This is a genomic window from Bradyrhizobium sp. B025 (assembly GCF_042257955.1).
Classification (GTDB): Bacteria; Pseudomonadota; Alphaproteobacteria; order Rhizobiales; family Xanthobacteraceae; genus Bradyrhizobium; species Bradyrhizobium diazoefficiens.
The window spans coordinates 5,716,685-5,737,128 of sequence record NZ_CP170150.1 but is presented as its reverse complement, the minus strand read 5'-3'; the positions used below and the strand labels follow the sequence as shown (position 1 = coordinate 5,737,128).

Genomic DNA, 20,444 nt, shown 5'->3' with positions numbered 1-20,444 from the left:
GATAAGGCTCGCGCGTGAGCTAGAGTGAGGCAAGGACCGGGCACTCGGTTCGCCGCACAAGAGGTCAGGAATCAAGGGGAGGGACACTCTGATGTTCGAACGCAAACAACTTTCTTGGGCAGCCGCGGTGGCCGCCATTGCAGGCTTTGTGGCTGTCGCGCCGGCCAGGGCCGAGGACACCGTCAAGGTCGGCCTGATCCTGCCGATGACCGGCGGCCAGGCCTCGACCGGCAAGCAGATCGAGAACGCGATCAAGCTCTACATGCAGCAGAAGGGCGACACCGTCGCCGGTAAGAAGATCGAGATCATCCTCAAGGACGACGCCGCGATTCCCGACAAGACCAAGACCGCCGCGCAAGAGCTGATCGTCAACGACAAGGTCAATTTCATCGCCGGCTTCGGCGTGACGCCGGCAGCCCTCGCCGCCGCGCCGCTGGCAACGCAGGCCAAGATTCCGGAAGTCGTGATGGCGGCCGGCACCTCCATCATCACCGAGCGCTCGCCCTACATCGTGCGCACCAGCTTCACCCTGGCGCAGTCCTCGACCATCATCGCCGACTGGGCGGTGAAGAACGGCATCAAGAAGGTGGCGACGCTGACCTCGGACTACGCGCCGGGCAACGACGCGCTGAACTTCTTCAAGCAGAATTTCACCGCCGGCGGCGGTGAGGTGGTCGAAGAGGTCAAGACGCCGCTCGCGAATCCCGATTTCGCGCCGTTCCTCCAGCGCATGAAGGACGCCAAGCCCGACGCAATCTTCGTGTTCGTGCCGGCCGGTCAGGGCGGCAACTTCATGAAGCAGTATGCCGAGCGTGGCCTCGACAAGGCCGGCATCAAGGTGATCGGCCCCGGCGACGTCACCGACGACGACCTCCTCAACAACATGGGCGATGCCGTGCTCGGCACGGTCACCGCGCACCTTTATTCGGCGGCGCATCCGTCCGCGATGAACAAGGATTTTGTCGCGGCCTACAAGAAGGCCTTCGGCACTCGTCCGGGCTTCATGGCGGTGAGCGGCTATGACGGCATCCACCTGATCTACGAGGCGCTGAAGAAGACCGGTGGCGACACCGACGGCACCAAGCTGGTCGAGGCGATGAAGGGCCAGAAGTGGGAGAGCCCGCGCGGCCCGATCTCGATCGACCCCGAGACGCGCGATATCGTGCAGAACATCTACATCCGCAAGGTCGAGAAGGTCGACGGCGAGCTCTACAATGTCGAGTTCGCGACCTTCGAAGCCGTCAAGGACCTCGGCAAGACCAAGAAGTGACGCGCGAAAGCGCGTCATCCCGGGGCGCGCATTGGCGCGAGCCCGGGATCTCGCGCCCCGCTCTCGTCATGCCCGGGCTTGACCCGTGCATCCACGCGAGAGCCGAAACAAGAACGTGGATGGCCGGGACATTTGTTTGAAGACGCACTTCGTGCTTTTGCCCGGCCATGACCGATAACCCAAGCTGAGACGATGACCTCTATCCTCACCAACCTGTTCGATGGCGTTGCCTACGGCATGCTGCTGTTCGTGCTCGCTTGCGGGCTCGCGGTCACGCTCGGCCTGATGAACTTCGTCAACCTCGCCCACGGCGCCTTCGCCATGACCGGCGGCTATGTCTGCATGGTGCTGGTCAACCGGATGGGCTGGCCGTTCTTCGCCGCGCTGCCGCTCGCTTTCGTCTCGTCGGCGGCGATCGGCATCGTGCTCGAGCGTACGCTCTACCGCCATCTCTATACGCGCAGCCATCTCGACCAGGTGCTGTTCACCATCGGCCTGACCTTCATGTCGGTCGCGGCCGTGGACTACATCCAGGGCTCGTCGCGGGTCTTCATCAACCTGCCGGCCGCGCTCCAGGGCCAGTTCGACCTGTTCGGCGTCGGCATCGGCCGCTACCGGCTGATGATCATCGTGATCTGCGGCCTGCTCACCATCGCGCTCCAGATGGTGCTGGCCAAGACGCGTTTCGGCAGCCGGCTGCGCGCCGCCGTTGACGATCCGCGCGCCGCCAGCGGCCTCGGCATCAACGTGCCGCAGGTGTTCGCTTTCACGTTTGCATTCGGTTGCGGGCTCGCCGGCCTCGGTGGCGCGCTCAGCGCCGAGATCCTCGGCCTCGACCCGTATTTCCCGCTGAAGTTCATGATCTACTTCCTGATCGTGGTCACCGTCGGCGGCTCGTCCTCGATCACCGGCCCGTTCCTGGCCTCGCTCCTGCTCGGCATCGGCGACGTCGCCGGCAAGTACTACGTGCCGAAGATGGGCCCCTTCGTGATCTACACCATGATGATCGTGATCCTGATCTGGCGCCCGAACGGCCTGTTCGGCCGCACGGCCGCGCGTTGAGTTCGCCGATGAGCGCTTCCTCCGACGTCGGTTATCACGCCCAGCGCCATGCGCGCTGGCACTATGGCGAAGTCGCCTTCTGGCTGATCGTGCTGGCCTGCGGCTTTGCATTTCCCACGCGCTATCTGATCATGACCGACATCCTGCGGCTGGCGCTGTTTGCGATGTCGCTCGATCTCATCCTCGGCTATGCCGGCATCGTCTCGCTCGGCCACGCCGCCTTCTTCGGCGTCGGCGCCTATGCGGCGGGGCTGCTTGCTCTTCACGGGATCATCAACGAGCCCGTGCTCGCGCTGATCGTGGCCGGCCTTGCCGCGATGGTGCTGGGCTTCGCCACCAGCTTCCTCGTGATCCGCGGCGTCGATCTCACCCGGCTGATGGTGACGCTCGGCATCGCGCTGCTGCTGGAGGCGCTCGCCGAGCGCTTCTCCAACATCACCGGCGGGACCGACGGCCTGCAGGGCATCGAGATGCAGCCGATCTTTGGCGAGATTCCGTTCGACATGTTCGGCAAGGCCGGCTTCTTCTATTCGCTGGCCGTGCTGTTCGTGCTGTTCCTGTTCGCCCGCCGCGTCGTGCATTCGCCGTTCGGCCTGTCGCTGCGTGCGATCAAGAACAATCCGCTGCGGGCCGCGGCGATCGGCATCCCCGTCAACCGCCGCCTGATCGCGATCTATACGCTGGCGGCGTTCTATGCCGGCATCGCAGGCGCGCTGTTCACCCAGACCACCGCGATCGCCTCGCTCGACGTGTTCGCCTTCGAGCGCTCCGCCGACCTGATGCTGGTGCTCGTCATCGGCGGCACCGGCTATCTCTATGGCGGGCTGGTCGGCGCGGTGGTGTTCCGTATGCTCCAGGAATTGTTCTCCACCATCACCCCGCAATACTGGCAGTTCTGGATCGGCCTCGTGCTGGTCGTGATCGTGCTGGTCGGCCGTCAGCGCCTGCATCGCTGGGTGCTGTATGTGCCGAACCTGATCATCAAGCAGGTTGCCGGTCGCAAGGCGGTCGTCGCCGTGCCGGAGAGCGACGCATGACCATCGCGCTCGAAACCCAGAACCTCGAAAAGCAGTTCGGCGGCCTGCGCGTCACCCGCGATCTCTCGCTCAGAATCGAGCAGGGCGCCCGCCACGCGCTGATCGGCCCGAACGGCGCCGGCAAGACCACTGTCATCAACCAGCTCACCGGCGTGCTGAAGCCGAACTCCGGGCGCATCCTGCTGGAAGGCCAGGACATCACGGACGTGCCGGTGCACAAGCGCGTGCTGCGCGGCCTGTCGCGCACGTTCCAGATCAACCAGCTCTATCCCGACCTGACGCCGCTCGAGACCATCGGCCTTGCCGTCTCCGAGCGCCTCGGCCATGGCGGCGACTGGTGGCGGCGGATGGGCACGCGCAGCGACGTCAACGGCGAGATCGCCGATCTCCTGACGCGCTTCCATCTTCTCGATGTGATGAACGAAGAGACCGTGACCCTGCCTTACGGCAAGCAGCGCCTGCTCGAGATCGCGGTCGCCATCGCGGCCAAGCCGCGCGTGCTGCTGCTCGACGAGCCCGCCGCCGGCGTGCCCGAGAGCGAACGCCACGACATTCTCGCCGTGGTCGGCGCGCTGCCGCGCGACGTCACGGTGCTGCTGATCGAGCACGACATGGATCTCGTGTTCTCCTTCGCCGACCGGATTTCGGTTCTGGTCTCCGGCGCGCTGCTCACAGAAGGCCCGCCCGAGCAGGTCGCGCGCGACCCGCAGGTCAAGGCGGTCTATCTCGGCGAGGAGGCGGTCAATGTCTGACCTGCTCGAGATCGAAGCCTTGCGCGCGGGCTATGGCGAGGCGGTGGTGCTGCCGAAGATGTCCCTGCGCCTCGCCGAGGGGCAGGTGCTGGCGCTGCTCGGACGCAACGGCACCGGCAAGACCACGCTGATCAACTCCATCGTAGGCGTCACCCGCCGCTTCTCCGGCACCGTCGCGCTCGCCGGCACGGATGTCACCACGCTCCGACCCGACCAGCGGGCGCGCGCTGGCATCGGCTGGGTGCCGCAGGAGCGCAATATCTTCCGCTCGCTCACGGTCGAGGAGAACATGACCGCGGTGGCCCAGCCCGGTCCCTGGACGGTCGAGAAGGTCTACGAGATGTTTCCGCGGCTGAAGGAGCGGCGGGGCAATTTTGGCAACCAGCTCTCCGGCGGCGAGCAGCAGATGCTGGCGATCGGCCGTGCGCTGACCCTCAACCCGAAGGTCCTGCTGCTGGATGAGCCGACCGAGGGCCTTGCCCCCATCATCGTCGAGGAGCTGTTGAAGGCGATCGGCACCATCACCCGCGCCGGCGGCATCTGCTCGATCATCGTCGAGCAGAATGCGCAAAAGATTCTGGGGCTCGCCGACCGTGTTGTGATATTGGAACGCGGAACGATCGTCCACGACGCCCCGAGCGCTGCGCTGAAGGCCGACCCCTCGGTCCTGGAGCGCCACCTCGGAGTCGCAGGGGCGGCGGCCCACTAAAAAATCCTCGGGAGTTCAAGAATGCAGCGAACCAAAGCCCCCTTCCGCGCCGACGAGGTCGGCAGCCTCCTGCGCCCCGCCAAGATCAAGGAAGCCCGCGCCAGGCTTGAGAAGGGAGAGATCTCGGCCGACGATCTGCGCAAGATCGAGGACATGGAGATCGAGAAGGTCGTGCACAAGCAGGCCTCGGTCGGGCTGAAGCTTGCGACCGACGGCGAATTCCGCCGCTCCTGGTGGCATTTCGACTTCCTGGCCAAGCTCACCGGCTGCGAGCTGTTTCACCCCGACACCGGCATCCAGTTCGCCGGCGTGCAGACCCGTCACGATGCGGTCCGCGTGATCAGCAAGCTCGACTTCCCCGACGACCACCCGATGCTGGACCATTTCCGCTTCCTGAAGAAGTGCGCCGACCAGGCCCACGTCACCGCCAAGATGACGATCCCCTCGCCGGCGGTGCTGCACTTCCGCGGTGGCCGCAAGTCGATCTCCAAGGACGTCTATCCCGATCTCGATGCCTTCTACGAGGACCTCGGCAAGACCTATCGGAAGGCCGTGAAGGCGTTCTATGACGCCGGCTGCCGCTATCTCCAGTTCGACGACACCGTGTGGGCCTATCTCTGCTCGCCGGACGAATTGCAGAAGGCGCGCGAGCGCGGCGACAATCCGGATGGCCTGCAGCAGATCTATGCGCGCATCATCAACTACGCGCTGGCCGAGAAGCCCGCCGACATGGTGGTGACGACGCATGTCTGCCGCGGCAATTTCCGCTCGACCTGGATCTCCTCGGGCGGCTACGAGCCGGTGGCCGAGACCATGCTCGCCGGCACCAATTACGACGGCTACTTCCTGGAGTACGACAGCGACCGCGCCGGCGGTTTCGAGCCGCTGCGCTTCCTGCCCAAGGGCAACAAGGTCGTCGTGGTCGGCGTCATCACCTCGAAGTTCGGTGAGCTCGAGAAGAAGGACGACATCAAGCGCCGTCTGGAAGAAGCCGCCAAGTTCGCGCCGCTGGAGCAGCTCGCACTGTCCCCGCAATGCGGCTTCGCCTCGACCGAGGAGGGCAACATCCTCTCCGAGGAAGAGCAGTGGGCCAAGCTGAGCCTTGCGGTGGAGATCGCGAAGGAAGTGTGGGGCAACTGAGGCACAGCGTCATCCCGGGGCGTGCGTAGCGCGAACTATGGTGCGCGCTTGCGCACCTGAGGATCTCGAGATCCCGGGTCTGGTGCTTGCGCACCACCCCGGGATGACGACGCGCAAGCGCGTCCTCACTTCTCCGCCAGGTAGACCTCACCCAGCAGCGACGAGTTCGACCACGGCACCTGCTTGTTCTTCGTAGTCGAGACCACTTCCGCCCGCACCCGCGTGAGCATCTGCTGCACCTCCAGCCCGGGCGTGCCGATGTGACGGGACAGCGCGGCGGAGAACGGCGAGTTGGCGCCGTCGCCGTCGAGCGCGACCTGGCCCGGTGCGGTGGCGAAAGCGATCAGCGTGCCGGCGCCGAGTGTCGCCCCGGCGCCGAGGCTCGTCGGAGCCGCGAGGCCCGAGGCGCCCTCGATGCCGCGATTGGCAGCGGCTGAAGCCACCTGCTGTGCCATCGGGTTGTTGCGGCAGGCATCGAAAATCAAAATGTTGGTGCGGACCTGATCGTCGAGGCCGGCCATGATCGTGTCCATGTCGATCATCGCCTCCGTCATGGCCGTGCCCGGCTTGAGTTCGACGTCGACGGGAATGAGATAGTTGCGGCCGTCCACCTGCACGCCATGGCCGGCATAGTAGACCACGGCGACTTGCGCCCGGGCCGCATCGCGCAGGAAGTCGCGCGTCATCTTCTGCATCGCGGCGCGGTCGAGGTCGACGCCCTCCGACACGGTGAAGCCGATGTCGCGCAGGCTCTTGGCGACGGCGCGGGCGTCGTTGGGTGGATTGGGCAGCGCCTTCACATGCGCATAGGCGCCGTTGCCGATAATCAGCGCCATGCGCGTGCCGCGCACGGCCGGAGCAGGCGAGGGCGCGGATGCCGCGCCGGTCTGCTGCGGGGCAGGGGCCGCTGTCGGCTGCGTCGTGGGCGAGGGCGCATCGCGCGGGATCGGCACAGCTGCATCGCTCACCAGCGACAGCCGCACTTTTGCGGTCGCCTGGTTGGCCTTGCTGCCGGCGTCCGACGCCACGATCGCCAGCGTCGCCTTGTAGTCGTCGCGTGCGCGGGCGTAGTCGCCTTTCGCTTCATAGGCCAGCGCGCGATGGGTATAGCCCGAGATCAGCACGCTGTTCGGCGGCGTCATGATGTTGGCCGGCGGCTTTTTCTCGGCGAGCCGGATCGCCTCGCTGCCATCGGCGATGGCGCGATCGAGATCGCCCTTGGCGCGCCAGATCGAGGTACGGTTGATCAGCGGCTGCGGCAGCGTCGGGTCGAGCCGGATCGCTTGGTTGATGTCGGCGAGCGCGCCGTCGAGATCGCCGAGTGCTTCTTTCGAGATGCCGCGGTTCTGGAACGAGAACGCCGATTTCGGATCGGCTTTGATCGACATGTCGTAGTCGGCGATCGCCTTGGTGTAGTCGTGCTTGCCCCGCCAGGCGTTGCCGCGATTGTGGAAGATGATGCCGCTGGGAGGTCCGAGCTTCAGCGCATCGTCGAAATCGGCGATCGCGATGTCGTAGTCGCCCTTGTCGTAATAGGCCGAGCCCCTGAGGTTATAGACCGCCTGGCTCGGCTGCAGCCGGATTGCCTCCGTGGCATCAGTGATGACCTTGGCGTAGTCGCCCTTCTTGTTCCAGCCCACCGCGCGCCAGAAATAGACGGTCGCGAGCTGTTCGCCCTTGAACACCTTCAGCGCGATGATCTTGGTGCAGGCGTCGACCATCTTGTCCGCCGGGGTGGTCTCGGTGGTGCAGAGCGGCCCGAGCTGGTTGCGCGCCTGCGCCTGGGCCGACGTCGACCCCAGCACGACGGTGAGCAGGCAGAGCGCGACGAGCAGGCGGCGCATGGCGGTCGTCCCGTAAGAGGAGAAGTGCTTGTTTGTTGCCCGGCGGTACGCCGGGGTTCACGCTCCCGTCGTTGGACCTGGGGTAAAGCAAGCGAGGGTATTCCCCCGGTGGGCAGACTTTGCTAAGAGGTGGGACCCAACATCGCTGCCCACCACCTTCCCACTCATGAAAAACGACGAAATCCTGAGCCAGATCACCGAGTTCTGCCGCAAGGCGGATATGGCGGAATCGACGTTTGGCCGGCGCGCGGTGAACGATGGGAAGCTGGTGCATCGCCTGCGCGAGGGAAAGCGCATCACCATCGACACGCTGGAGCGGATCCAGGCCTATATGGCGGCGTCGATGGCCGGCGGCGTGCCGCCGCCACGAGGCCTTCAGGTGCCTCCGGAAAAGCGCGATCCGCGTGGTAATTTCCGTTTCTTCGAGAACCGGCAGAAATATCTGCTGTTCGTCCACACCTGTAGCGAAAAGCGGGTGATCGCGGACCGGGTTGCGCTGGAACTGGCCGCCATCCATCCGCGCCCGCCGGCGCTGCGCCTGTTCGACGCCGGCGTCGGCGACGGCACGGTGCTGGCGCGGGTGCTGCGCGCGACGCACCAGCGCTTTCCGCACATGCCGTTCTATGTCGCCGGCAAGGAGCTCAGTCTCGAGGACCTGCGCCTGACGCTGGAGAAGGTGCCGGATCGCATTTTCGAGCATCCTGCGTCGGTGTTCGTCTTCACCAACATGTTCTATTCGGAGGCGCCCTGGCTCACGCCGGCATCGCCCGCAGCGGCGGCCGCCACCGTCTGGCACGAGGTTCCGCTACGTGGCGCCTCGTCGGGCGAGTTCGAGCAGCAGATCGCAGAGCTGCGGCCGTTCCTGGAGCAGAACTGGCGCGCCGCGATCAGCCCGCGCACGGCCATGCCGCTCTACGAGCGTCCGGTCGTCCTGGTGCTCTATCGCGAGGATCACCGGTTCCTGCTGGATTCGACCATTCCGCGGCCGGGCCAGACCGAGGCCAATTTCGACCTCGTTATTGCATCGCAGCCATACCGTGCGCTGTCCTCGGTCAATTTCCGGGCAAAGCGGATCATTGCGCCTCTGGCGCGGGCATTGCGGCCGGGGGGGCGCCTGATCGGTATTCACTCCCATGGTCACGATCCGGGCATGGAAATGATCCAGGCAATCTGGCCCGGAGAAAATCCTTTCGCGGTCAGTCGTCATGAGCTATTGCGCGCAGTTAAGTACGAGCTCGGATCGTTGGGCCGCGACCTAAATTTTAATGCCTACGCGGACAACCGCTCGATCTTCAGGTATGATATGGAAGCGCTGCCCAACGAGGTGACGGGTACTATCGGAACCTCGACGGCCTTTGCAGCGTGGAATGCGGCGGTGTATGTCGCTCAGATCGAGGACGACCGGTTGGCAGAAATGACTCAAAACGGCCGCACTCTGGATGCCGCCAGGGACGTGCTGAGAAAGTACAACGGGCTCTGGTTTCTTGACGAATCCTACGTCATCTCGCGCCGGCGTGATTGACATAATCCAAAGGTAAACATCGCAAACGAACCGCCGTGCAGTGGCGGAACAAGGGGTTTCTTGATGCGCGCGTCCTATCTCTTCACCAGCGAGTCCGTGTCCGAGGGCCATCCGGACAAGGTCTGCGACCGGATCTCCGATGAAATCGTCGATCTGTTCTACCGCGAGGGGCCGAAAGCCGGCATCGACCCGTGGCAAATCCGCGCCGCCTGCGAAACGCTCGCGACCACCAACAAGGTCGTGATCGCCGGCGAGACCCGCGGCCCGAAGTCCGTCACCAACGAGCAGATCGAGGGCGTCGTGCGCGCCGCGATCAAGGACATCGGCTACGAGCAGGAAGGTTTCCACTGGAAGACCTGCGACATCGAGATTCTGCTGCATCCGCAGTCGGCCGACATCGCCCAGGGCGTCGATGCGCTTCAGCCGGGTGAGGTCAAGGAAGAAGGCGCGGGCGACCAGGGCATCATGTTCGGTTACGCCACCAACGAGACGCCTGACTTGATGCCGGCGCCGATCTTCTACGCCCACAAGATCCTGCGCCTCATCTCCGAAGCGCGCCACTCCGGCCGCGAGAAGGTGCTGGGCCCGGATTCCAAGAGCCAGGTCACCGTGCAGTACGAGAACGGCAAGCCGGTCGGCGTGCGCGAGATCGTGGTCTCCCACCAGCATCTGGTGCCGGACCTCACCTCCAGCCAGGTGCGCGACATCGTCGAGCCCTATGTGCGCGAGGCGCTGCCGAAGGACTGGATCACGCCGAAGACCATCTGGCACATCAACCCGACCGGCAAGTTCTACATCGGCGGTCCCGACGGCGACGCCGGCCTGACCGGCCGCAAGATCATCGTCGACACCTATGGTGGCGCGGCCCCGCATGGCGGCGGTGCGTTCTCCGGCAAGGATCCGACCAAGGTCGACCGTTCTGCGGCCTACGCCGCGCGCTACGTCGCCAAGAACATCGTTGCCGCCGGTCTCGCCGACCGCTGCACGCTGCAGCTTGCCTATGCCATCGGCGTGGCGCGGCCGCTGTCGATCTACATCGACACCCACGGCACCGGCAAAGTGCCGGAGGAACAGCTCGAGAAGGCGGCGGCGCAGGCGATGGATCTCACGCCCCGCGGCATCCGCAGCCATCTCGACCTCAACCGCCCGATCTACGCGCGCACCTCGGCCTACGGCCATTTCGGCCGCACGCCCGACAACGAGGGCGGCTTCTCCTGGGAGAAGACCGATCTCGTCGAGCAGCTGAAGCGCGCGCTCTAGTTCACTTGCGTCATTCCGGGGCGCCGCGACAGCGGCGAACCCGGAATCTCGATCCTCCGGATTCCGGGTTCGCTCTTTTCGCGAGCGCCCCGGAATGACGAGTCAAACAAACAGGAACCCCCTATGAACGCGAAGCCCGGCTTCACCGATTACATCGTCAAGGACATTTCGCTCGCCGATTTCGGCCGCAAGGAACTCTCGCTCGCCGAGACCGAGATGCCCGGCCTGATGGCCACCCGCGAGGAGTTCGGCCCGAAGCAGCCGCTGAAGGGCGCGCGCATCGCCGGCTCGCTGCACATGACGATCCAGACCGGGGTGCTGATCGAGACGCTGGCAGCACTCGGCGCCGACATTCGCTGGGTCTCCTGCAACATCTATTCGACGCAGGACCACGCTGCCGCCGCGATCGCGGCCGCTGGCATTCCCGTCTTCGCCGTCAAGGGCGAGACGCTGACCGAATACTGGGACTACACCGCCAAGCTGTTCGACTGGCACGGCGGCGGTCATCCGAACATGATCCTCGATGACGGCGGTGATGCCACCATGTACGTCCATCTCGGTCTGCGTGCCGAGAACGGCGACACCGCCTTCCTCGACAAGCCCGGCTCCGAGGAAGAGGAAGTCTTCTTCGCGCTTCTGAAGAAGCAGCTCAAGGAAAAGCCGAAGGGCTACTTCGCCGAGATCGCCAAGAGCATCAAGGGCGTTTCCGAAGAGACCACCACGGGCGTGCATCGTCTCTATGACATGCAGAAGGCCGGCACGCTGCTGTGGCCGGCGATCAACGTCAACGACAGCGTCACCAAGTCCAAGTTCGACAACCTCTATGGCTGCCGTGAATCGCTGGTCGACGGCATCCGCCGCGGCACCGACGTGATGATGTCGGGCAAGGTCGCGATGGTCGCGGGCTTCGGCGACGTCGGCAAGGGCTCGGCCGCCTCGCTGCGCCAGGCCGGCTGCCGCGTGATGGTCTCCGAAGTCGATCCGATCTGCGCGCTCCAGGCCGCGATGGAAGGCTACGAGGTCGTGACCATGGAGGACGCCGCCCCGCGCGCCGACATCTTCGTCACCGCGACCGGCAACAAGGACATCATCACCATCGAGCACATGCGCGCGATGAAGGATCGCGCCATCGTCTGCAACATCGGCCACTTCGACAACGAGATCCAGATCGCGGGTCTGCGTAACCTGAAGTGGACCAACATCAAGCCGCAGGTCGACGAGATCGAATTCCCCGACAAGCACCGCATCATCATGCTGTCGGAGGGGCGCCTCGTGAACCTCGGCAACGCGATGGGTCATCCGTCCTTTGTGATGTCGGCGTCCTTCACCAACCAGACGCTGGCGCAGATCGAGCTGTTCGCCAACAACAAGGACGGCAAGTACAAGAAGGAAGTCTACGTGCTGCCGAAGACCCTCGACGAGAAGGTCGCGCGCCTGCACCTCGCCAAGATCGGCGTCAAGCTCACCGAGCTGCGCAAGGACCAGGCCGACTATATCGGCGTGAAGCAGGAAGGCCCGTACAAGAGCGATCACTACCGCTACTGATCCGACCTCATCGAAACATCAAAGCCCCGGAGCGATCCGGGGCTTTTTTGTTGCCCACCCGTCTGATACGCTCTCAGGTAGAGCCAGAAAAAGCCTGCCACCTTCGCAGCGGGCGGCCCATTGCCCGGCACATATTGTCTGACACCGAAAGCATTGTGGAGGAAGTGCGATGTCCAACGAGGCCGCTAACGTCAAGATCTTGCAGGACGCCTATCACCGGTGGAACGAGAGCAAGGGAGGTAGCGTCGACCATTGGTTCGACGTCGTCGTTGCTCCGAAGATCAACTTTGCCTCGATCCCGCGCGGCGTCGAGCCGCTGGCATTTGCCACGGAATACCACGACAGCGTGAAGCTCCGCGATTATTTCGACACGCTGCTGTCCGAGTGGAGCATGCAGCATTACACGATAAATGAATACGTGGCGCAGGGCGACGCGGTCGTCGCGCGAGGCTCCTGCGCCTGGATCAACAAGCGGACCGGAAAACTCGCCGAAACGCCCAAGCTCGATTTCTGGCGCTTCAAGGACGGCAAGGCGATCGAATTCTACGAGTATTTCGATACGGCCTGCGTAGTCGCCGCAGCGACCTGACGGTTGCAATTCGGCGCGGCGCCGCCCATCCTGTGTGGAGGGAGAAACGCGATGGCCGAAGCCAAAGAACATGTCGACGTGCTGATCGTCGGTGCCGGCCTGTCCGGCATCGGCGCGGGCTATCATCTTCAGGCGAAGTGCCCGGGCAAGAGCTACGTCATTCTCGAGGGCCGCGACTGCATCGGCGGCACCTGGGATCTGTTCCGCTATCCCGGCATCCGTTCGGACAGCGACATGTTCACGCTCGGCTATTCGTTCAAGCCTTGGACTGATCCGAAGGCGATCGCCGACGGGCCGCAGATCCTGAACTATGTGCGCGAAACCGCGGCCGAGAACGGCATCGCGAAGCACATCCGCTTCCGCCATCGCGTCAAGCGTGCGGCGTGGTCGACGCCGGATGCGCGCTGGACCGTGGAGGCCGAGCGCATCACGGGCGAGGACGCGACCGAGGTCGTGCGCTTCACCTGCAATTTCCTGTTCATGTGCTCGGGCTATTACAAATACGAGGCGGGCTATACGCCGGAGTTCAAGGGCGCGGCGGATTTCGCCGGCCGCATCGTGCATCCGCAGAAATGGACCGAGGACATCGACTACGCCGGCAAGCGCGTCGTCGTGATCGGCTCGGGCGCGACCGCGGTGACGCTGGTGCCGGAGCTCGCCAAGAAGGCGGCGCAGGTCACCATGCTCCAGCGCTCGCCGACCTATGTGGTGTCGCGTCCGGCGCAGGACCCCGTCGCCAACAAATTGCGCCGCAACCTGCCGGCGCGGCTTGCCTATCATCTGATCCGCTGGCGCAACGTGATGTGGGGGATGTTCTTCTTCCAGCTCAGCCGGCGCAGGCCCGCGAAGGTGAAGGACCTCATTCTCAAAGGCGTGCAGATGGCGCTCGGCCCGGACTACGACGTCGCGACCCATTTCACGCCGCGCTACAATCCCTGGGACCAGCGGCTGTGCCTCGTGCCGGATGGCGACCTGTTCAAGGCGATCCGCGAGCAGCGGGCTTCCGTCGTCACGAGCGAGATCGACAATTTTACCCGCGACGGGATCCGCCTGAAGGACGGCCGGGAGCTCGCGGCCGATATCATCGTCACCGCGACGGGGCTGGTGCTCCAGGTCGTCGGCGGTCTCGAGATCAGCGTCGACGGCCGCGCTGTCGATTTCGCCAATACGCTGACTTACAAGGGCATGATGTATGCCGACGTGCCCAACATGGCGTCGGCTTTCGGCTACACCAACGCGTCCTGGACGCTGAAATGCGATCTCACCTGCGAATATGTCTGCCGGCTCATCAACTACATGGACCGGCACAATTTCCGCCAGTGCATGCCGCACAATGACGATCCGACGATCACCGCGCAGCCGTCGCTCGATTTCACCTCGGGTTACGTGCAGCGCTCGGTCGCCAAGATGCCGAAGCAGGGCTCGAAGCAGCCGTGGCGGCTGTACCAGAACTATGCCCTCGACATCGTCTCCTTGCGCTTCGGCCGGATCGACGACGGTGTGATGCAATACTCCTGATCTTGCTACGTAAATTACCGGGAGAGGCTCGCGATCGCTTGAGACGAATCGCGACTTGGGGTAGAATTTTTGCGCTGCAAGAAGTTTATTTCCGGCGGGGTCTGAGTTCCACGTTGTTGCCGTCCTGAGGAGAACGCGGAACATGTACATCCTTGCTCTGGTCACGCAGAAAGGCGGAAGCGGCAAGAGTACGCTGTCCGTTGGGCTGGCGGTGGCAGCGATGCAGCGCGGCGAGCGCGTCGCTCTCATTGAGGCGGATGCGCAAGGTACGATCTCGAGATGGAAAGGGCGCCGTGAGAAGCCCTATCCTCGCGTCGATTGCGTCACCGATCCCAGCGAAATCGAGCCGGTGATATCCCGCCTCAAGGCCGAAGGGGTTTGGCTCGCAATCATCGACACAGCTGCCACGAACAATGCCTTGGCGACGCGCGCCATTGCCAGTGCCGATCTTTGTCTCATCCCGGCTCGTCCGAGCCCGGCCGATATCGAAGCCGCAATACCAACGCTGATCGCTACCCGCAGGCTCGATCGCCGGTTTGCCTTCATCCTCAATCAGGCGCCCACACGGAGGGGGCGGTTGAGCGAAGCTGCCACGTCGCTCAACTCGCTCGGCTTGCTTGCGCTCCCCTTCATTGGGCAGCGCAACGACCACCAGGATGCGCTCGGGGCAGGGCTGGGCGTAACCGAGTACGCGCCGGAGGGAAAAGCCTCGGAGGAAATTGCGGCCCTGTGGGGTTGGATCTCGGAGCGCCTTATCGTGGAGTCGAATGATCATGGGCAAGCCGCGCTCAAGACAGCCTGCTGACGTTGCACGCGCCGGGCGTCGCTCGCTGGTGGAGCTGGCGGCCGAAGTGAGCCGCGCCGTCGACGAGGGCTTGGCGATGCCGCCGGGCTCGGTCTCCGCCGTCCTGCAAGATGCGCCGCAGATCGCGCAAGCTGTGCCCGCTCCGATGATTGTTCCGGTACAAGAAGCGGCCGGCGTCATCGCTGCAAGACCTGAACCTCCGGGCACTACCACCATTGATCTCATCGTGGACATCGCCAAGGATTGTCAGGCGCGTGCTTTGGACGGCATGAAGACTGGTGCTCACGCTGCGCTGGATTATGCCAGGGACCTCGCCAAGCCACGGCTGGCCGATGTGGTATCGGAGGCCAATGGAATCGCCGCCGGAGAAGGCCACCTCATCGAGGCAATTGGAACGGCGGCTGAGTGTCGCGTCGTCGTGCTCGAACTGATGAAAGTCAATGCGGGCGCGACCTTGGAGTATGCGCGGGAGTTGGGCCGTGCGAGAACCCTGGCGGAGTTGGTTGAGCTGTCGAGCACGCATGCGCGACAGCAATGTGAGTTGGTCCTGAAGCAAACCGAGCTGCTGCGATCGCTTGCTCAAATCATGACAAAGCCCGGTGCCGGGTAGCACCGCTCGCCTGCCGTCATCGCGCTCAGGATCTGCGCGGGACGATCAGTGCGAGGCCGAGATCAATCGCGAGCGCCAGGACCGCTGCGCCGCCGCCTAAACCGAACAGCACGAGATAGTCGCCCCCGGTCTGCGCATAGATCCAGGAGAAGCCGTAAGCCGCGGCCGCCTGGAACAGCGCAAAGCTGGTGGTGGCATGGCTCCATGTCGCGCGCTGCTGCTCGGTTGCGTGCGGGACCAGCTCGTGGATTCGTCCGAGCACCAGCGGCACGATGCCGGGCGTGAAGCCGCCGACCACGACGCTCGACACGATCAGCGAAACCGGCGCGGTGCTGACGGTCGGCAGCAGCACGGCCGCCGCCTCGATCAGGAAGGCTGCGCGCAGCGCCGGACCGAAGCCTGACCGGTCGCCAAGATGGCCGGTGACGAGCGGGCCGACGATCGCGCCGAGACCATACAGCACCCAGTAGCGCGATCCCGCGGCAATGCCCTGGCCGAGCCCGCGCGCCACGAAATCGACGATGAACACCATGTGCGGCACCAGCGCCACCGCGTTGAGGCCGTATTGGACCAGCAGCGCGCGGGCCGCCGTCGATGCATGGTGGTGCTTCGCGTGATGCAAAGGCGCAGCACTAGCCTTCGTTTCCGCAGGCCAGTTCCACCAGCTTGCGAGGGTGAGCAGGGCGGAGAGGGCGCCAAGACCATACCAGCTCTGCTGCAGGCCTTGTTGCAGCAGCAGCGGCACCAGCGTGCCCGACGCGGCGACGCCAAGGCCGACACCCGCGAAGATCACGCCGCCGACGATGCCGCGCCTCGCGGCAGAAATGTGCGGCAGGATGACGGACGCCGCCAGCACCATGATGACGCCGCCGGTGAGACCCGACAGGAAGCGCCAGGCGAAGAACCAGGAGAACGACACCGGGGCGGAGCTGGCAAAGAAAGAGAGCGTTGCGAGCAGCATCATCGCACGCAACGCGCCGACCGCGCCGACGCGGGTGGCGACGGCCCGGGCCGCGAGTGCGCCCGCAAGGTAACCGGCAAGATTCGCCGCGCCGAGATAGACGACATCCGACGCGCTGAACCACTTTGCCGCGATCAGCGCCGGGATCAGAGGCGTGTAGGAGAAGCGGGCGAGGCCAAGTCCGACCAGCGAGGCGGACAAGCCCGCCACCGCATATCGCCAAATCTGCCGTGATTCCGATCCCGGCCGCTGATGCGGCCGGGTCTCAACGTGCTGCTTCGTATCTGCGTTGGTCATGTCATCCTCCTGCGCGCTCGATCGCGCGCGAATCATCCTGTCTGGGCGGCGCGGCGACGCCGGAATTCCGGCACGGGCAGGCCGCCCCAGCCCCAATTGTCGGTGTCGACTTCCTCGATCACGACGAAGGTGGAATCGAGCGGCTTGCCGAGCACGTCGAGCAGGAGCTGGCTCGATCCCTTGATCAGCGCGGCCTTCTCTTCCGCCGTGAGTGACGCCGCGCCCGGCGTCGTTCCCTCGCGGGTCACTTGAATGGTGACGATGGGCATGGTGTCTCTCCTCTCGCGCTCAGTGGCCGGCGCTCTGGCCGCCGTCGACATGCAGGATCTCACCGGTGACGAAGGACGCACCCTCGAGATAGAGCACGGCATCGACGATGTCGGACATCTCGCCCATGTGGCCGACAGGATGCAGCGCGCTGAGCTCGGCATGCGTCGAAACCGGATGCATCGGCGACCTGATGACGCCGGGCGCCACTGCGTTCACGCGGATGCCGCGCTTTGCGTATTCGATCGCGAGCGACTTGGTCGCGGCGTTGAGGCCGCCCTTGCTCAGCGAAGCCAGCACCGAGGGCACGTTCGAATTGGCGTGATCGACCAGGGTCGTCGTGATCTGCACGATATGGCCAGAACCCTGCTTCTCCATCTCGGCGATGGCGAGCTGCGTGATGTTGAAGAAGCCCGCGACGTTGGTGCCCATCACCGCCGCATAGTCCTCGGCGGTGTACTGCGTGAACGGCTTTGCGACGAAGATGCCGGCATTGTTGACCAGCGTGTCGACGCGGCCGAAGCGGGCGACGGCTTGCGAAACCACGCGCTCGGCGGTGGCCCGGTCGGCGATGTCGCCGGGAACGGCGAGGACGTCGTCGTCGCCCGACGGCTTGATGGAGCGCGCCGTTGCGACGACGCGATAATTGCGATCGCGAAAACCCTGGACCAGGGCGGCGCCGATGCCCTGCGATGCACCGGTGATGATGGCGACCTTCTGCTCGATACCCATGACGGACTCCTGTTGTTGGGTTTCAGAACCTGTGCCAGCGGCTGCTGGCCTGCGCGCTGAGGTACGCCGCGGCGGCCCGGCTGCGAATACACGTTGTCCGGCAGACACTGTTACGCGGCGCGAACGAATGCCGGATCGGCCGCGGCGGCGGTTGTCGCGGCGCGGGCGAACGCCTAGCTTGTCACCGGAATTTGATGGTGCGGCGGGAAGCGTATGGATCGTCTGGATGCGATGAAGGTGTTCGTCCTTGCGGTGGACGAGGGCAGCCTCGCCGCCGCCGGGCGCAAGCTCGGCCGCTCGCCGGCGGCGGTCAGCCGCGCCATCGCCTTCCTGGAGGAGCGGGTCGGCGCCGAGCTGCTGCACCGGACGACGCGGTCGATCAAGCTGAGCGAGGAAGGCGAGCGCTATGTCGCGATCTGCCGCCGCGTGCTCACCGAGCTGGAGGAGGCCGACGACATCGCGGCCGGACCGCGCGCGGCTCCCCGCGGCCTGCTCACGATCACGGCGCCGGTGGTCTCGGGGGAGATGGTGCTGCGGCCGATCCTCGATGCGTTTCTCGACGCCTATCCGACCGTGTCGGCAAAGCTCCTGCTGTTCGACCGCGCGGTCAACCTGATCGAGGAGGGCGTCGACATCGCGCTTCGCATTGGCCATCTCGCGGATTCGGCGATGGTGGCGATGCGGATCGGCGAGATCAGCCGTGTCGTGGTGGCTGCTCCCCGCTATCTAAAGCAGCATCCGCGCATCACCGAGCCCGGCGATCTCGCCAAGCATCAGATCGTGGCGATGGCGCATCTGCCCAATTCCTGGACCTTCGCGCCACAGGCGGGCTCGTCGGCAGCCCGCACGGTTCAATTCACGCCGCGGCTCGTCGTCAACAGCACCTATGCGGCCGTGGCGTCCGCGGTCGCCGGGCGCGGCGTCGCGCGGATGTATTCGTACCAGGTCGCCGAGCAGGTCGCGCGCGGCGAGCTCGAGATTGTGCTGGCCGCCGACCAGGATCCGGAGATGCCCGCGCATTTGATCTGCCCGCAGGGGCGGCTCTCAGTGCCCAAGGTGCGGGCGTTCACCGACTTTGCCGTGCCTCGGCTGAAGAAGCAGTTCGCGCTGCTGAAGAAAAGCATCAATGCGCGCTGAGCCGCCGCGCGCCCGGCAATGCGTTGTTTTGCGTATACGGCTGCCCGGCTGAATCGGCGATGCTGCCCTGACGGTTAACGCGGATTTAACGGATGAGTCCTAGCCTGTCTCGGCCGGGGTTACTCGCAAGGCCGAGGTGAGCCCAATGGAAGCCCAGAAGATCGCGGTCGACGCCGTCGTGGCGCTGACCGATTGCGACCGCGACGCCGTCATCGCGTTCATCCGCAGGCTCTATCTCGCCGGCGTCACCGACCCCAAGCGCCTGACCTTCAAGGGTCTCCAGGCACTGGCGCGGGCGTAATTCGGCTCGTTTCGGCCGGCTTCAGCCCCAGGTTCCGTCCCCCCGCTCTCCCCAGCGTGATTGCAACCCACCGGCGAATATCTTGCCGGTCGGGCCGGCTCGGAGTAGATCACGTCCCCGGCTGGGTCACTCGGGAACTGGGGAAATGCTGAAACAGCTTTTTGCGCCGCAACTCGTCATTCTGTATGTACTCGCGGCATCGACAATCTACGTTCACTTCCGCGGCAAGCAACGGCTGCGCTTCGCGCGCCAGCTTGGCGATCACTCGACCTATCTCGCCCCCTACAATGTGCTGATGTATGCGGGCTCGGCGGTGCCGAACAAGCCGGTGATCCCGGTCGAGCAGTTTCCCGAACTCAAGCCGCTCAGCGAGAATTGGGAGACCATCCGCGACGAGGCCGTGCGCCTGTTCGACGAAGGCTTCATCCGCGCAGCCGCCAAGAACAACGACTGGGGCTTCTACTCGTTCTTCAAGAGCGGCTGGAAGCGGTTTTACCTGAAATGGTACGACGACTTCCTGCCGTCGGCGCGCACGCTGTGCCCGAAGACGGTGGAGCTGCTCAATTCGATTCCGAGCGTGCACGGCGCGATGTTCGCGATGCTGCCGCCCGGCGGCAGGCTGGGCGCGCACCGCGATCCCTTTGCCGGCTCGCTGCGCTATCACCTCGGCCTCGTCACGCCGAACTCGAACAAGTGCCGCATCCTGGTCGACGGCGTCGAATGCGTCTGGCGCGACGGCGAGGCCTTCATGTTCGACGAGACCTTCATCCACAGCGCGGAGAACGCGACCGACGTCAATCGCATCATCCTGTTCTGCGACGTCGAGCGCCCGATGAAGTTCGGCTTCATGACCGCGATCAACCGCTGGGTCAGCCATCACATCGTCAAGGCGTCGGCGACCCAGAACGTCGACGGCGAGAGCGTCGGCGTGCTCAACAAGGTGTTCGGCAAGCTTTACGAGATCCATCTCGCCAGCCGCAAGGTCAAGGAGTGGAACCGCAACGCCTACTACACGCTGAAATACTCGCTGACGGCGCTGATCCTCGGTCTGATCGTGATGTCGGCGTTGCGGTAAACCGAGGTGCG

General features: G+C 64.7%; 20 protein-coding genes. 16 read left to right on the top strand and 4 right to left on the bottom strand.

All coding sequences use genetic code 11. The features are described from left to right. Window positions 1-91: 91 nt before the first annotated feature. From ACE10W_RS26865 to ACE10W_RS26840, 6 genes are all read left to right on the top strand, one after another. Window positions 92-1,270 (top strand): ABC transporter substrate-binding protein, encoded by a 1,179-nt coding sequence (locus tag ACE10W_RS26865; protein ID WP_375762079.1) that lies wholly within the window; start codon window positions 92-94, stop codon window positions 1,268-1,270. Window positions 1,271-1,462: 192 nt separating this feature from the next. Continuing rightward, on the top strand, window positions 1,463-2,332 hold the full coding sequence (locus ACE10W_RS26860; protein WP_011088693.1) for a branched-chain amino acid ABC transporter permease: 870 nt from the start codon (window positions 1,463-1,465) through the stop codon (window positions 2,330-2,332). A gap of 8 nt (window positions 2,333-2,340) precedes the next feature. After that, on the top strand, window positions 2,341-3,369 hold the full coding sequence (locus ACE10W_RS26855) for a branched-chain amino acid ABC transporter permease (RefSeq protein WP_060908257.1): 1,029 nt from the start codon (window positions 2,341-2,343) through the stop codon (window positions 3,367-3,369). Next, window positions 3,366-4,121: an ABC transporter ATP-binding protein gene (locus ACE10W_RS26850; RefSeq protein ID WP_304547836.1), complete on the top strand. Its 756-nt coding sequence runs from the start codon at window positions 3,366-3,368 to the stop codon at window positions 4,119-4,121. Before ACE10W_RS26855 ends, ACE10W_RS26850 begins: the two co-directional genes overlap by 4 nt. After that, window positions 4,114-4,830, top strand: a complete 717-nt coding sequence (locus ACE10W_RS26845; protein WP_028173199.1) for an ABC transporter ATP-binding protein — start codon at window positions 4,114-4,116, stop codon at window positions 4,828-4,830. The genes ACE10W_RS26850 and ACE10W_RS26845 overlap by 8 nt, the downstream gene beginning before the upstream one ends. 21 nt (window positions 4,831-4,851) lie before the next feature. Next, on the top strand, window positions 4,852-5,970 hold the full coding sequence (locus ACE10W_RS26840) for a cobalamin-independent methionine synthase II family protein (protein ID WP_011088689.1): 1,119 nt from the start codon (window positions 4,852-4,854) through the stop codon (window positions 5,968-5,970). Window positions 5,971-6,095: 125 nt separating this feature from the next. Here ACE10W_RS26840 and ACE10W_RS26835 read toward each other — a convergent pair whose 3' ends face one another. Then, complete coding sequence (locus tag ACE10W_RS26835) at window positions 6,096-7,814, bottom strand: caspase family protein (protein WP_375762078.1); 1,719 nt, start codon at window positions 7,812-7,814, stop codon at window positions 6,096-6,098. 166 nt (window positions 7,815-7,980) lie between these two features. Between ACE10W_RS26835 and ACE10W_RS26830 the strand changes: the two genes are divergently transcribed. The 7 genes from ACE10W_RS26830 to ACE10W_RS26800 all read left to right on the top strand — a co-directional run bounded on the left by ACE10W_RS26830 (window position 7,981) and on the right by ACE10W_RS26800 (window position 15,663). Further along, complete coding sequence (locus tag ACE10W_RS26830; protein ID WP_028173200.1) at window positions 7,981-9,336, top strand: hypothetical protein; 1,356 nt, start codon at window positions 7,981-7,983, stop codon at window positions 9,334-9,336. A 63-nt stretch (window positions 9,337-9,399) separates the two neighbouring features. After that, window positions 9,400-10,596: a methionine adenosyltransferase gene (metK, locus tag ACE10W_RS26825; RefSeq protein WP_011088686.1), complete on the top strand. Its 1,197-nt coding sequence runs from the start codon at window positions 9,400-9,402 to the stop codon at window positions 10,594-10,596. A gap of 123 nt (window positions 10,597-10,719) precedes the next feature. Then, window positions 10,720-12,141 carry an adenosylhomocysteinase gene (ahcY, locus tag ACE10W_RS26820; RefSeq protein ID WP_011088685.1) on the top strand — a complete coding sequence of 474 codons (1,422 nt, stop codon included), beginning with the start codon at window positions 10,720-10,722 and terminating at the stop codon, window positions 12,139-12,141. Between the two features lie 169 nt (window positions 12,142-12,310). Further along, the gene (locus ACE10W_RS26815) at window positions 12,311-12,730 is read left to right on the top strand and encodes a nuclear transport factor 2 family protein (RefSeq protein ID WP_011088684.1); all 420 of its coding nucleotides are present in this window, start codon (window positions 12,311-12,313) and stop codon (window positions 12,728-12,730) included. Between the two features lie 51 nt (window positions 12,731-12,781). Next, complete coding sequence (locus ACE10W_RS26810; protein ID WP_161534285.1) at window positions 12,782-14,248, top strand: NAD(P)/FAD-dependent oxidoreductase; 1,467 nt, start codon at window positions 12,782-12,784, stop codon at window positions 14,246-14,248. A 142-nt stretch (window positions 14,249-14,390) separates the two neighbouring features. Then, entirely contained in the window at window positions 14,391-15,053 is a 663-nt protein-coding gene (locus ACE10W_RS26805; RefSeq protein ID WP_375762077.1) for an AAA family ATPase, read from the top strand. Continuing rightward, window positions 15,022-15,663 carry a phasin family protein gene (locus tag ACE10W_RS26800; protein ID WP_162494130.1) on the top strand — a complete coding sequence of 214 codons (642 nt, stop codon included), beginning with the start codon at window positions 15,022-15,024 and terminating at the stop codon, window positions 15,661-15,663. Before ACE10W_RS26805 ends, ACE10W_RS26800 begins: the two co-directional genes overlap by 32 nt. A gap of 25 nt (window positions 15,664-15,688) precedes the next feature. On the opposite strand, the gene ACE10W_RS26795 is transcribed toward ACE10W_RS26800, so the two are convergent. Genes ACE10W_RS26795 through ACE10W_RS26785 form a run of 3 tightly spaced genes read right to left on the bottom strand, consistent with a single transcriptional unit; the run spans window position 15,689 to window position 17,920 of the window. Further along, window positions 15,689-16,921 carry a YbfB/YjiJ family MFS transporter gene (locus ACE10W_RS26795; RefSeq protein ID WP_038967043.1) on the bottom strand — a complete coding sequence of 411 codons (1,233 nt, stop codon included), beginning with the start codon at window positions 16,919-16,921 and terminating at the stop codon, window positions 15,689-15,691. Between the two features lie 32 nt (window positions 16,922-16,953). Continuing rightward, window positions 16,954-17,190, bottom strand: coding sequence for a 4-oxalocrotonate tautomerase family protein (locus ACE10W_RS26790; protein ID WP_028173203.1), 237 nt, complete (start codon window positions 17,188-17,190; stop codon window positions 16,954-16,956). Window positions 17,191-17,209: 19 nt separating this feature from the next. Further along, window positions 17,210-17,920, bottom strand: coding sequence for an SDR family NAD(P)-dependent oxidoreductase (locus ACE10W_RS26785; RefSeq protein WP_011088678.1), 711 nt, complete (start codon window positions 17,918-17,920; stop codon window positions 17,210-17,212). A gap of 213 nt (window positions 17,921-18,133) precedes the next feature. On the opposite strand from ACE10W_RS26785, the gene ACE10W_RS26780 reads away from it, so the two are divergent. The 3 genes from ACE10W_RS26780 to ACE10W_RS26770 all read left to right on the top strand — a co-directional run bounded on the left by ACE10W_RS26780 (window position 18,134) and on the right by ACE10W_RS26770 (window position 20,433). Beyond that, the gene (locus tag ACE10W_RS26780; protein ID WP_028173205.1) at window positions 18,134-19,057 is read left to right on the top strand and encodes a LysR family transcriptional regulator; all 924 of its coding nucleotides are present in this window, start codon (window positions 18,134-18,136) and stop codon (window positions 19,055-19,057) included. A 145-nt stretch (window positions 19,058-19,202) separates the two neighbouring features. Continuing rightward, complete coding sequence (locus ACE10W_RS26775) at window positions 19,203-19,358, top strand: hypothetical protein (protein WP_165448167.1); 156 nt, start codon at window positions 19,203-19,205, stop codon at window positions 19,356-19,358. Window positions 19,359-19,503: 145 nt separating this feature from the next. Continuing rightward, window positions 19,504-20,433: an aspartyl/asparaginyl beta-hydroxylase domain-containing protein gene (locus ACE10W_RS26770; RefSeq protein WP_304564271.1), complete on the top strand. Its 930-nt coding sequence runs from the start codon at window positions 19,504-19,506 to the stop codon at window positions 20,431-20,433. The last annotated feature ends 11 nt before the right edge of the window (window positions 20,434-20,444 follow it).